At 38.1% G+C, this 13168-nt stretch carries 15 protein-coding genes; 5 read left to right on the forward strand and 10 right to left on the reverse strand.

Features of this window, described 5'->3' with window-relative positions:
• Nucleotides 1-4 precede the first annotated feature (4 nt).
• Entirely contained in the window at nucleotides 5-1306 is a 1302-nt protein-coding gene (locus tag VXM77_RS07855) for a DEAD/DEAH box helicase (protein WP_161832906.1), read from the reverse strand.
• A gap of 193 nt (nucleotides 1307-1499) precedes the next feature.
• Between VXM77_RS07855 and VXM77_RS07860 the strand changes: the two genes are divergently transcribed.
• Nucleotides 1500-2450, forward strand: coding sequence for a 4-hydroxy-3-methylbut-2-enyl diphosphate reductase (locus tag VXM77_RS07860; RefSeq protein ID WP_317452442.1), 951 nt, complete (start codon nucleotides 1500-1502; stop codon nucleotides 2448-2450).
• A 23-nt stretch (nucleotides 2451-2473) separates the two neighbouring features.
• On the opposite strand, the gene VXM77_RS07865 is transcribed toward VXM77_RS07860, so the two are convergent.
• From VXM77_RS07865 to VXM77_RS07895, 7 genes are all read right to left on the reverse strand, one after another.
• Complete coding sequence (locus tag VXM77_RS07865) at nucleotides 2474-3052, reverse strand: M15 family metallopeptidase (protein ID WP_161832904.1); 579 nt, start codon at nucleotides 3050-3052, stop codon at nucleotides 2474-2476.
• A 227-nt stretch (nucleotides 3053-3279) separates the two neighbouring features.
• Nucleotides 3280-4155: a choline/ethanolamine kinase family protein gene (locus VXM77_RS07870; RefSeq protein ID WP_338505894.1), complete on the reverse strand. Its 876-nt coding sequence runs from the start codon at nucleotides 4153-4155 to the stop codon at nucleotides 3280-3282.
• A 123-nt stretch (nucleotides 4156-4278) separates the two neighbouring features.
• The gene (locus VXM77_RS07875) at nucleotides 4279-5082 is read right to left on the reverse strand and encodes a GNAT family N-acetyltransferase (protein ID WP_161832902.1); all 804 of its coding nucleotides are present in this window, start codon (nucleotides 5080-5082) and stop codon (nucleotides 4279-4281) included.
• Between the two features lie 220 nt (nucleotides 5083-5302).
• Entirely contained in the window at nucleotides 5303-6097 is a 795-nt protein-coding gene (locus tag VXM77_RS07880; protein WP_338505897.1) for an ISL3 family transposase, read from the reverse strand.
• Nucleotides 6070-6639 (reverse strand): transposase family protein, encoded by a 570-nt coding sequence (locus tag VXM77_RS07885; protein WP_338505899.1) that lies wholly within the window; start codon nucleotides 6637-6639, stop codon nucleotides 6070-6072. Before VXM77_RS07885 ends, VXM77_RS07880 begins: the two co-directional genes overlap by 28 nt.
• 201 nt (nucleotides 6640-6840) lie before the next feature.
• Nucleotides 6841-7020: a 50S ribosomal protein L32 gene (gene rpmF, locus VXM77_RS07890; protein WP_006783624.1), complete on the reverse strand. Its 180-nt coding sequence runs from the start codon at nucleotides 7018-7020 to the stop codon at nucleotides 6841-6843.
• An 11-nt stretch (nucleotides 7021-7031) separates the two neighbouring features.
• Nucleotides 7032-7553 (reverse strand): YceD family protein, encoded by a 522-nt coding sequence (locus VXM77_RS07895; protein WP_338505905.1) that lies wholly within the window; start codon nucleotides 7551-7553, stop codon nucleotides 7032-7034.
• Nucleotides 7554-7823: 270 nt separating this feature from the next.
• Here VXM77_RS07895 and VXM77_RS07900 point away from each other — a divergent pair, with 270 nt between their 5' ends.
• The 4 genes from VXM77_RS07900 to VXM77_RS07915 all read left to right on the forward strand — a co-directional run bounded on the left by VXM77_RS07900 (nucleotide 7824) and on the right by VXM77_RS07915 (nucleotide 12088).
• The gene (locus VXM77_RS07900; RefSeq protein WP_338505907.1) at nucleotides 7824-9023 is read left to right on the forward strand and encodes a nucleotidyltransferase; all 1200 of its coding nucleotides are present in this window, start codon (nucleotides 7824-7826) and stop codon (nucleotides 9021-9023) included.
• A 75-nt stretch (nucleotides 9024-9098) separates the two neighbouring features.
• A complete protein-coding gene (locus VXM77_RS07905; RefSeq protein WP_161832929.1) occupies nucleotides 9099-10112 on the forward strand; it encodes an Mrp/NBP35 family ATP-binding protein in 1014 nt (337 codons plus the stop codon).
• Between the two features lie 445 nt (nucleotides 10113-10557).
• Nucleotides 10558-11811 (forward strand): helix-turn-helix transcriptional regulator, encoded by a 1254-nt coding sequence (locus VXM77_RS07910; protein WP_262950817.1) that lies wholly within the window; start codon nucleotides 10558-10560, stop codon nucleotides 11809-11811.
• Between the two features lie 70 nt (nucleotides 11812-11881).
• A complete protein-coding gene (locus VXM77_RS07915; RefSeq protein WP_161832497.1) occupies nucleotides 11882-12088 on the forward strand; it encodes a hypothetical protein in 207 nt (68 codons plus the stop codon).
• 123 nt (nucleotides 12089-12211) lie between these two features.
• Here VXM77_RS07915 and VXM77_RS07920 read toward each other — a convergent pair whose 3' ends face one another.
• On the reverse strand, nucleotides 12212-12742 hold the full coding sequence (locus VXM77_RS07920) for a YtxH domain-containing protein (protein WP_161832498.1): 531 nt from the start codon (nucleotides 12740-12742) through the stop codon (nucleotides 12212-12214).
• Nucleotides 12743-12870: 128 nt separating this feature from the next.
• Complete coding sequence (locus VXM77_RS07925; RefSeq protein ID WP_237658969.1) at nucleotides 12871-13149, reverse strand: hypothetical protein; 279 nt, start codon at nucleotides 13147-13149, stop codon at nucleotides 12871-12873.
• Between the last annotated feature and the right edge of the window lie 19 nt (nucleotides 13150-13168).

The raw sequence follows: 13168 nt of genomic DNA on the forward strand, positions 1-13168 counted from the left end.
TCTATTATTTACGTTTACGTCGTTCCTGACGCTTCACCTGCTCCATTTGAGCTTTCATTTTCTTTTTATAACCCGGTGTTACCTTTTTCGGTTTACGGATTTTAGCTTTCGCAATTTTATCAATTTCATTTTCCTTTTTCACACGTTTTTGACGAGCATTACGCGCATTTACCTCCACTAATGCTCCATTTTTTAATTCACGATAGTTAAATTCAATTCCACGCGCTTCAAGTTGTTGTAATAATTCTTCCTCTTTTGAATCGTATAACGTAATCGCCATTCCATCATAATTTCCACGCGCTGTTCGACCGACACGATGAATGTAAAACTCTAAATCCTGTGGTAATTCGTAGTTAATCACGTGGCTAATTCCCTCAATGTCAATTCCACGTGCGGCAATATCTGTCGCTACAATATATTGAAACTCTAAATGACGAATACGTTGCATCATTTGACGACGTTGACGTGGGGTTAAATCCCCATGAATTTGTCCGACACGAAGCCCTGCCGATGTTAAAGCATTCGCCACCTCCGTTGCACTTTGTTTCGTATTCACGAAAATAATCGCTAAATAAGGGTTTAATGCCTTTAATAACTGGGCCACAATATTTACACGATTACGGTGTTTTGTCGGATATAAAACATGCTCAATTTTAACCGCTGTTTGTTGACGAGGTTGAATATGAATATGCACCGGAGCCGTCATATATTTTTTCAAAAAGGGTTTTAACGCTTGAGGAATCGTTGCTGAAAACACCATCATTTGTAAATCGTTCCCCATCGTTCCGGCCATCTGATCAATTTCAGTTAAAAATCCAGTTTCAAGCGTCATATCTGCCTCATCAACTACAAACATTTTTGCCGTATGAACGAATAAGGCGCGTTCGTTAATCGATAAATCTTTAATACGACCTGGAGTCCCAATTACAATTTGAGGTTGTGTTCCTAATTTTTCAATTGTTTTTTGCTTATCTGTTCCACCAACGAAACGTCCAATTTTAATTGGGTGCTCACAAAATGAAGCAAGTTGATTCGCTACTTGATAAATTTGATCCGCTAACTCACGCGTTGGAGTTGTGATCACGGCTTGAACTTGTTGTGCTTGTTCATCTAACTTTTGAAAAATCGGCAATAAGAAAGCATGTGTTTTTCCACTTCCTGTTTGCGATTGTCCAATAATATCTTTCCCTTGTAATGCTAACGGAATGACTTCCTCCTGGATTTGTGTTAATTCTTCAAAATGTAGACTCGCTACGGCTTCCTTTAAGTAAGGCTTAATCTTTAACTCTTCAAAACGTACAGACATTTCTACCACTCCTTCACTGTTAGTATGACTAACTTCTATCCATCTTAACGAAAATAACTCGTTATTTTGCTATTCCATTTGACATACAAATTCTATCATATCAAACATAGGACTTAAAATTCAAGCTATATTGTTCATTATTAGGAGTTTTAAGTCGAAATATGCTATAATAAATACATAATCTAAAGTAGAGGTGAATGCATTGAAAGTCATAAAAATTGCCCCAAGAGGTTACTGTTTCGGGGTTATTAGCGCCCTAAATATTGTTCAAGATGCAGCAAAAGACGAATCGTTACCACGACCTATTTATGTCCTTGGCATGATTGTTCATAACGAACACATCACGAAGGCGATTGATGATTTAGGCGTCATCACCATCGACGATAAAACAAAAACACGTGAAGAACTCCTTGAACAAATCGACGCCGGAACTGTTATTTTTACTGCACACGGAATCGCTCCCGCGGTAAAGCAAAAAGCGATGGATAAAGGGTTAACCGTTATTGATGCTAGTTGTAAAGACGTCATTAAAACCCATGTTTTGATGAAAGAACATATCGATGCTGGCTATGACGTCATTTATATTGGTAAGCACGGACATCCAGAAACTGAAGGAGCACTCGGTGTAGATAAAGACCATATCCATCTCTTATCTAAGGCCGATGAATTAGAAAAACTCGCGCTAACTAACGAAAAAATTATTATCACCAATCAAACAACAATGAGCCTGTGGGATGTTTACTCACTCTCAGAAAAAATAAAAGAAAAATTTCCACAGGCAACCTTTATTAAAGAAATTTGTAACGCCACTCAAGTGCGTCAAGAGGCCGTCGCCAATCAAGCAGGAGCAGCTGATTTAACATTAGTTGTTGGTGATCCGCATAGCAATAATACGGCGCGACTCTCACAAATTTCAATCGAGCGTGCCCATACCCCTTCACATCGCATCGCCTCTGTAGCGGATATCGACCTTAATTGGCTCAAAGAGATCGAAACCGTTGCTGTCACAGCAGGAGCATCAACTCCAACGGCGGTAACAAAAGAAGTTATTGAATTTTTAGAAGCCTATGATCCAAAGGATGAGACCACTTGGGATACAACCTCGCAAATAACAAGCGACAAAGTGTTATTTAAACGCAAATAAAAATCCAGGAAACTCCTGGATTTTTATTTTTTCTTTTTCTCAAAGTGTTGGTAATCTTTCAAGGTTTCCCAATCTCCCCCCCAAATCCAACCGTATTGTTTAAACAATCGGTAGACGGCATCATCCTTTTTAATCATCCCCAGCGCATGCTGGTCCCGGTTGATATAAGGTAACCCATTCTTCGGAAGGACGATTTCACCTTTTATATAAGGATTAACCCGTGGATTCAAATCAATCGCCAAACCGTAGGCATGCTTCGAATACTTCTTCCCCCCGTCTCCCGTCACATAACGAAAGTTAAACGCACTACTGTTATTATCGGTCATCGACCATTCGTCATCACCGTCGTAACAATTCATAAGACGCATTTTTTCGATGGGGTAGCTCATCTCATACAGCGCTTGAAAGATTTCAAGAACCTCCTTGGCTACGGTGTGGTGGACAATGAGCTCCCCTTGATGAGGGCAACCATCATAGCCGATGTGCAACACCTTTAAATAACGTAATTCGTCGTAATTGACCACATTCGGATCTAAAAGGACCGCCTGTTTGAGTTGCGGACCATAGACTTGTTCCAATGTTAAACAGCAAAATCCATCCATTTTATCCCTCCACCCGATACATCCTTACTATAAAAATATACGGTAATCGTCCCATTTATGAAAAAAGCAACTCACTTTTTGACGTGAATTGCTTTTTGCTTTAACGACGACCAATCAGACAGCGATGTCTGCCATCTTTTATCGAATCGTGCCATTAGGCGACTTTACACGGTTACTCCGCTAAAAACAAAAAAAGGAGGAGCCCATTAGCTTCCCCTCCTAATTAATTAATATTGATTGGCCCCGTTTAGGAACTCCTCAGCTTTGGCCAAATACAGGGTTGCGACCCCTTTAAAATCAACACCTAAATCTTGGCTCAGTCCGATCATTTCCTTATATAAAGCAACATTATGCCATTGCAAGCATTGAAATGCTCGCCATAAATACACTCGACGATATTCTTCAGCACGTGGTTCACGACCGAGATAAACCGGTAAAAATTTTAAGGCTAATCCAAAATCTTTATTACCGACGCAAGCAACATCATACATCGGGTCGTTATTTCCAGCAAACTCCCAATCCAATAAATAAGGTTGTTCTTCCCCAATCACAATATTTGAAATTTGACTGTCATTATGACAAATCACTTGTTCAAATTGATCGAGGAATTCGCGGTGACTTAAAAATACTGACTTAAGATGGGTATACTTTTCATCGTGCGTATATCCTAATAATTTAACCTCTTGTTCGTATTTCTCTAATCGTTCATAAGGACCGTAATCCTTATGCGCTTTTAGTCCCGAATCGTGTAATCGATGTAAAACACAGGCTACTTCTTCTAAGTGAGATTCCGGGTCTGGCATCTCTCCTAATGGTGTTCCCTCAACGAATTTTGATAACTTATATCCCGTTTTCGTATCAAAGTAAACCAGTTTATTATTAATTCCAAGTCCATCAATAATTTGAATGTTGAACAATTCCTCTTTACGGTCAACAAATACCTCCGAGTTTTTTCCCGGAATACGGAAGGTATACTTTTTCCCCTTGGCTGAAACGACGTACATTAAGTTTGACATCCCCCCCATCAATCGGTAATCGATGGTTACATCGCTTCGTGCAACACCTAATGCGATTGCAGTTGTTGAACAAATTAAGCTTTCCATTGTCTCACTCCTATACCTTATTTTTTCCTTTATTGTATCACATCTTTTTTAAAAATAGCGTATTTCTTCTGCAAAATTCTTCATTTTTCCATCAGATTGTCTCAACTCCTGCTAACATCAAACTCATCGTGTTTGTTGGACACGTTTTAACATGGCCCATGTCCCCATCGTCTTGAAACCTAATCGATGATAAATCCTTCCCGCTTCTTCATTATCGTAAAATAGACATACTCGCTTTTGTTCTGCTAACAAATCATAACATAGCTTTGATAAGGTTTGCGTCATGAACCCCCGTCGCCGATACAAAGGATGCGTCGCTACCCCGACAATCATTGCCGATTCCTCATTTTCAGCTGTTGATTGTGCCACACTAATCACTTCTTTGTGTTCATTTTCAATGTAGTAAATCCGTCCAGATTCATCCTTAATCTTTTGTCTTATATTCTGAACATTAGCCGAATCTGAGTGGAACTCCGCTATCATCTGGATTAATGTCGCAATCCGAGGAGCATCTGCTACTGTCGCTCGCTTTACCCCTACTAACTCATTTGAGGGCAAATGAGTTCCATCTATTAATTCACACAAAAAGGTCATCTCTTTCTCTACTTCATTAAAACAACGATAAAAAGGGCGAACCAACCGCTCATCTCCTGAAATCATCTGTGCCTCAGGGTCTGTTTTAATAACATCTAAAAAGGACTGACACACCTCGCCCTCCTCCTTAAAATAAGGAAGATAGTGTTGCCGGTAACGAAGAAGAACACCTGTTAACTGATGATTCGTATCAAAATAACCATAAACAGTCTGAATACTTGAGTTAAACCCATAATTTCTAATATCCCCGATTTGAAATAAATTCAAAAGGGGCTCCTCTCGCAAAAACGTTAAAACCGCTTCGCGGTCCTTTTCCATCAATTTTCTAATCATCTAGTCTCCCCCACTGTCATACTATAACTAATCCTACCATACGTACAAGAAATTGTAAAGTTTACCAACCCATTCACAAGAGGGGAATCCTTCAATTTATGATAAAAAGGGCTGGCACCTGTATTGATTACCCTTTTTCGACATAACCGAAAAGGTTCTTTGTCAAATCGTGTGGGTGAATAAAATCTATACATGTAATCGGGAGGAATTAGGCCATCTTTTAGACGGCTTGATTCCTCTTCTTTTTTTGTTCAAAAGTGTATTTATGGATAATCAAAATTCTTGCTTTGAAATGGTAGAAACTACGGTATCCAAAAGCGATTCGCTTAATGACTTTGATATTGTTGTTAATTCCTTCAAGTACTCCATTTGTATAAGGAGTTTCGATAGTATTTTTGACATAATCTTGATAATGAGTGAGTGTTTTTAAAGCTGTTTTCATTTCGTGTGAAAGCAGGTCAGAGGGGTGTTGAATGGCATGATGAAATATTTCAAGGTTACGAAGTTTAATAGCCTGTTGGACAGTTTGGTAGAAATCATAAGTCTCCTTTAGTTCAGGGTCTAGGGCTAATAAAAAGTCAATAATTTCTTGTTGAGAGATCATCTTTTTGAAGCAGTTGGAATAGAAGTAATGAGTGGCATTAAGATCTTCTTGGGCTTTTAAGAGAAGTCGCCAATAATGTTTGAATTTATTATAAAACTCTTTATTTTGATTCATGAAACGAATGCGTGTTTTATTAAGAGCACGAGAGACTAGTTGAACGATATGAAATTTATCTAAAACAATCTTAGCCTTAGGGAATACCTCTTTAATGAGTGTCATATAAGGGGCGTACATGTCAATGACGATGTGGGTTACACCTTCACGAGTTTCCTTAGAAAACCGCATAAAATAGTCCTTTAGAGTACTTAAGCGACGGTCTTCAACGATATCAATTAGCTTTCCATTGGACGCATCACAAAAAATGAAAGACATTGCTCCGTTCCCTACCAATGGAGGATACATGCTTCGCATGGCAGGTGACCCTCGGCCGATTTAACCGACTTAAACTCGTCAAAACAAAGAACTTTTGGGAGAGAATTAAAGGGAAGCGGCTGTTCTTCATAGGAAGAATGAATGACGCGGTTAACGGTTGAATGAGAAACGTTAAGCTCACGTGCAATATCTGTTTCGGATTTCTTATGACTAGCTTCTAAAAAGATGGCTTGTTTTACGGGAGTGGAAATAAAACAATTAGGGTTAACAAGAGATGTTTCTAGGGTAAATGTTCGGTCACAATGACGGCATTTATAACGTTGTTTTTTTAAGTCTAGATAAGCATCAAATCCGGAAATTTTGACTAGCTTAATACGTGAAGTTTTGAAGCCGTGTTTAATGATATTTGAGTCAAAAGAATGACCACAGTGGTAGCAATGAGTCGGTTGAAAAGAAAGAGTTCCCAAAATAAGTTTAGAACGAACATTCTTAATCTGAGTTTCTTGGATACAATTTTTTGAAAAAGTAATATTTTTATCTTTTAAATCAAGTAAAGTTGAGATACAATTAGTGTGAGACATAAACCCAATCCTTTCGTGTTTTTTTGGTCGATTACATTGTATAGAATTTGGGACGTTATGTCTCTTTTTTTGTACTTATTTTTTAATTCCAATAAAAGAGGCGTGGGCATCACCCACACCAAATATTATAGAACCACAAAAAAACCAGAACATTTCTGTTCTGGTTCGCTAATCTTTATTAATGGGCCCATTAATAAAGGATTATTCTTCAGTTTTAACAACTTCGCGTCCTTTGTAAGTTCCGCAAGTTCCACATACGCGGTGAGATAATTTCATTTCTCCACATTGTGGGCAAGCTACCATACCTGGTACTTCTAATTTGAAGTGAGTACGACGTTTACGTTTTGCAGTTTTAGATGTTCTTCTTTGTGGTACAGCCATGTTGACACCTCCTACTTATCTTGAGTATCATTTAGCAATTTTGATAAAACTGCTAATCGCGGATCGACTTTTACTTCAGGTTCTGATTCGTGCAAATCTTCTTCTGTTTCAAATTCGATACCTTTTTTCTTCATTTCTTCGTAAGCACCTTCCTTCACCACACGTAAAGGTTTTTGTAGCAAAATATTTTGCCAAATAATCGGTGCGAGTTCAATTGTTGTTCCAGTTACGAGATACTCGTCTTCACCTTCTTCATAGAGATCAGCATCTAATACGAAAATTTCTACTGAATCGTAATCAAATGGATACTCTACATCATCCAGTGTAACGGCACAAGGGAGTGTCATCGTCCCTTCGATATGAAGGTTGAAAACAACTTTTTTTCCTTGAAGCTGTCCTGTTCCTGTCACTTTAAGCTTTGAAAGTTTACGAATTTCATCGTGTGCGTTCACAATGTCAGAGAAATCAATCAGTTCATCAATTTCAAAAACTTTGGAACCTTGTTTGACTAGTTGAGCAATTGCCCATTTCATTACAATCACCTCTAATTGCAACAGATTACATTATACATACTTTGTATCCTATTGTCAACACATCACTTGATAATTTTCAACAAAAAGAATTGTAATCTTATAAATTTATCGCGTAGCACTCCTTTTTAATATCCCCTACTCATCAGGGAATATCATCTATCCATCCAAAAAAGTAGGCCATTTCGTTAACCGAATCAACGCCTCATCCGCTAAAACTTTAGCGATGTTCACCTAATCTTTGCTATAATAAAACAAGGAAGGTGATAAAAGATGAAAGCAACCGGTTTAATCGTTGAATATAACCCATTCCATAACGGTCATTTATACCATTTAACAGAAAGTCTTAAACAATCACAGGCCGATGTGCTCATTGTCGTGATGAGTGGACATTTTACCCAACGAGGGGAACCGACGATTGTAAACAAATGGGAACGTGCTAAAATGGCACTGTTAAACGGCGCCGATCTCGTCGTTGAACTTCCTTATGTCTATAGTTGTCAATCTGCCGACTTATTTGCAAAAGGGGCCGTTTCTATTTTAACACATTTACGCGTAAATGAACTCATTTTTGGAAGCGAAAGCGGAAATATTGATGAATTATTGACCCTCGATCGAATCATGCAGGAGGATCAATTTCAAAAAAAACTCAAACAACAGCTAAAAGCAGGGCTTAGTCTTCCAAAGGCAAGTGCCGCGACCTTAGAATCCTTTAATCTAAATCATGAGTTAGCAACCTCTCCAAACAACACCCTAGGTCTTTACTACCTCAAAGCTATTCGTGAATTAAATAGTCCGATAACGGCTGGCACGTTAACACGAATACATAGTGATTACCGCGACCTCGCCCCAACGCATCACGCGATTTCTAGTGCAACGTCTATCAGAAATCTCAGTGAAAAGGGACAAGCCATTGATGCATTTGTCCCAAAAAATGTGGCCCACCTATTAAAGGAGCATTATGAGCTAACAGCAACCTACCACACGTGGGAAGCCTATTTTCCGTTTCTTAAGCAAAAAATTCTCACGCTCACCCCTAAAGGCCTCCTCGGCATCCATGATGTTGAAGAAGGACTTGAAAACCGTTTATATGCTGCGATGATAAAGAGTTCAAGCTTTGAAGAATTTATGAATCATGTCAAAACCAAGCGCTATACCCGAACACGGATTCAACGTATTTGTGCTCACATTTTGACGCAAACTGAAAAAACTTGGATTCGTGCTTTACAGATTGAAAACGGCGCCCCTTACGTTCGAATTTTAGGTTCGACCCCTACAGGTAAACGCTATTTAAAACAGATTAAAAAGGAAGTGACGGTTCCTATATATAGTAAATTCGAGCTAAAAGCTCATGAAATTCTCAAGCACGAACAGGCGGTCACCGCTGCCTATAGCGCGATTTTACCCGAACCACTTTGCACCCAACTAAACCAAGAAGAATATATGAATTTTCCTCTTCACATTGAGCGTTAACTCAGGCATTTCGTCTATTTTAAGGTATAATAAAAATTAGATGATTCATATGCTTTAATAAAGGAGTTGTTAAACATGACGATAAAAGAACAAATCAAACAAGCGATTGAACAATTAATCGATCCAAGCACACAAAAAACGTTAGGCGAACAGCACAGTATTCGCCATCTCGCCGTCAATGAAGAGGATTCAATTGTAACAGCGATCCTCGCCATCGGATTAATTAAAGGCCCAGAAGAAAAAACACTCTCACGCCAATTAGCGAAACTTATTAAAATTGACTTTAAATTCCGTGGAGTTAAATTACAATTTGAGCAGCTTCCATCACAAGAAGAATCGACAACAAAGAAAAAAACAACTTATATCGCCATTACCTCGGGAAAAGGTGGCGTTGGAAAATCAACGGTTACAGCTAATTTAGCCGTTGCACTTGCACGCTTAGGAAAAAAGGTTGGGATTATTGACGCTGATATTTACGGACCAAGTATCCCTCATATTTTCGAAATGAAAAAAGAAGGATTCCAATTAGCGAGCAATAATAAAATCTATCCTCCAAAGGCGTTTGATATTCCTGTCATTTCAACAGAGTTTTTCTTAGAAGACGATCAACCACTCATGTGGCGCGGTCCAATGCTTAATCGAATGTTAAATCACTTTTTTAACGACGTGGAATGGGACGAGAACTTAGATTTTATGCTCATCGATCTCCCTCCTGGTACAGGTGATGTTGCCATCGATATTCAAAAGCTTATTCCTGAAGCCTATGTAATCGTTGTAACCACTCCTCATCCGACCGCTTCACATATTGCCGTGAAATCAGGGTATATGGCTCAAACACTTAAACATCAAATCCTTGGGGTCGTTGAAAACATGTCTTATTACCCAAATCCAGTCAATCAGGCCCATGAGGCGATTTTTGGTTCAGGTGGTGGAGAAATCGTTGCAAATGCCTTAAAGGTTGACCTACTTGCTACACTCCCAATCGGTCAACCACAAAATAACCTCTCACACTCCATCTTCACTCCAACAGAGGATATTGGAGTTGCTTACCTCGGCCTTGCAAACAAAGTATTAAAAGCATTAAAATAAATTGAATAACAACGACGATTTCTCTACTGAAATCGTCTTTTTGTTTGCAAAAACAGGGGGATGTGTCCTTCCCCTGCTCATTATGCACCTTATACGCCCCCCCTCTTCTCATGAACATTTTTTACGAAAAACGATTCGACTAAACGAAGGGCTAACTTTCTGCTTCCTTACTAATACTAGACGACACCTGCCTTCTAGCGTGGTCCTTTCCTTCTTATTGTCAACTCCGTTCATATTTTTATCCATATCATCCATAGTGATCCATCTATTGTTTTGTTAAACTAAAAAGGTAGCGATGATTTTTTTCTGCTAGAAAAGGCTGATATCAAAAAAGACTATCCCTTTCGATCTTCTCCTTAAATCGTCGCTCTTTTATCACTAGACCTAAATTATTTTTTATCTTAAGTCTTGAAGGGATTAATTCATTAACTAAACGAGGTGTCTTATGAAATGTTATCAACGCGCTCAACAAATCATGCATGAACGTTTATCCACTGAAGAAGTGTACCCTGCTGGTTTCTTCATTCGAGATAGACGGTTGTTTTTAAAGCTAAAAATGGAAGACTTTACACCGCTTTGTTCCCCGTCTACCTTATCAAAAATCGAAACTGGAAAACTCGCTCCTTCCGCTTCCCTGTTAGAGGCTATCTATAAAAAATTAACGCTTTCTCCTAGGAAAAAGCCACCCGTAAAGGGATGGCTCTTTCCCATTCGCCAAATGATTTATCATCAAGACTTATCCGCCCATGACTTAAACGAAGCACATTTTGAACTGCACTACCAGTTCTCCCTCCTCAAATTTTCTTATTATCTTCTTCAAGGAAACACCAGTTATGCCAAACGTGAGATGCCCTTCCTTGAAAAAATGCTCCCTTATTTTTCGGTAGAAGAACTTCAATTTTATTTTCTCTTTATGGGTTATTACTACTTTTTATTACATGATGGACAACTTAGTAAAGGATACTACGACCTCTCTTATGAGTTAGCGATCAAACACCATTGGGATGATCCCCTGCTCCTTTTGATGTTAGCCCGTTATTACTCACTTTCCCGCCACTCGTTGAAGGCCGTTCAATTGGCCTATGAGGCGAATGCCCTCTTCCTCAAAGATTATGCAATGGGATACGCGCTTGACTGTGAGCTTCTTTTATGTCAAGAATATACATTCACTCATCTATTTTCAACCGCCTCCCCTTTACTTGAAAAATTAAAAGCGAAGTTAACACTTAAAGACCCATACAGACAAGTGTCTACCTTATTTAATCGTTACGGTGAGTATTACACCGCCCTTAAAGATTATCCTAATGCTGAAATCATGTACATTCAAGGTCTAAAGACGTCATCCTATAAGGTTGAAACCCTTACGTCCTTAATGGACCTTTACTATCAGTCTCAACAAACTACTAAATTAAAACAGTTGCTACAGCAGTTAACTCATTTCCCTTTTGCTGTGCCGCTCCCCGATATTTTAAAATGGAAATTCTATCATTACCTCATGAATCGCCCTCTTTCAGATTCTTTTCGAATCTTCCTTCAGGGAGAAGCGATTCCTTTTGCAAAAAAACGCCATGATCGTCAGGCGTTCGAACTCTACTCTTACCAACTTCATCACATCTACGAAAAGCAGCATAAATATAAGTCAGCTCTTTATATTTTAAAAACGTTAAATGAAAAAATGGATTTTTTAAACGTGGAGTAAAAACGACAAAATAAACTTTGGCTCCATTATATAATTAATCTACATTTTCTCATTGAAAGTGAGGGATATAATGAAAGAACTCTACATTCAATATTGTTATTCAAGGGAAGCATGGGGACTCTATGATCCAGACATAGAAGATTATATTCATTTTCATCCAACAATGAATGAGGTCGTCGCATATGCGTACGAGTTAGCGCCTTTGATTAAACCTTGTAAAGTTAATCTTATTCCGCAATATTTATTAACAAGCTATACGCTTTGTTATTATTGCTAATTTAAAAAGAGTTATGTTGGGGAAAGGCATAACTCTTTTTTCTATTCATTAAGTCATCACGCCGATTGTTATGATGTTAAAAAGGAATAGCCCCTTCTTCTATGAAAGAGCTATTCCTTTTCATTATTTCTCTTCTTTTTTCATGGCAATATCAACAACATCAGATGTCGCCTTTTTCACTTCATCTGCCACATCAGATGCAATCACTTTTGCATCATCTGAAACATTAGAAACACGTGTTTTCACATCTTCGGCAATATCTTTTGCATGTTCTTTCACCGTATCAATAACGATAGTAAAATTCTCTTCTAAATCTTCTTGAGCTAATTCCGCTTGATCTTTAATATTATCTTTAGCCTCATCTAAACGAACCATCATTTCGTTTAATTTAGCTTTTACTTCGTTCACTTTAACTTCAAGTTCTGCTTTTGATGTTTCCCAGTCAAAATTATTAATCACATCTTTTACATCATCTAATTTCGCTGTAAAAGCAGCCTTTACTTCATCCACTTCAATATCTTTGATTTTTGATTGAAGGTCCTCTAATTTTTGTAATAATTCTTTTTGCATTTCTTGACCAGACTTAGGTGTAAATAAGGCAACAGCTGCTGCCCCCACTAGTGCGCCTAAGAAAAAAGCATTTCTTTTTTTCATATAAAAACCACCTTTCCTTTTACAGTTTCTATTTTACCCATTTCAGATTATCCTATGAAGTATTAACGGAAATTATCACCGTTTCCGCTAAAAATTATTGAACAATCGGGTGATTGAAATGAATCAACTTATCGCTGACGATTCATCACCGAAAAAATTTTAAAAATTCCATGCCCATTTGTTAAAGCATCCGTCATGTAATCCCCCATGACCTTTGTTTTTTCTTGCACATCATCAACAATCTTTGTACTCTCATTAACTAGAACACGTGATTCATTAAGCAAACGAATGACTGCCTTTAACGTTAATACGAGATATACCGTTAAAACAATCAAACATCCAATAATCGTTAACATTAATAAATCCGATAAGGTTAATGTTACTGTCATTCCTGCTGCTAAAATCATTCTTTTCTCTCCTTAAAAC

This window comes from Turicibacter sp. KK003, from assembly GCF_037014675.1.
In the GTDB taxonomy this organism is placed as follows: Bacteria; Bacillota_I; Bacilli_A; order MOL361; family Turicibacteraceae; genus Turicibacter; species Turicibacter faecis.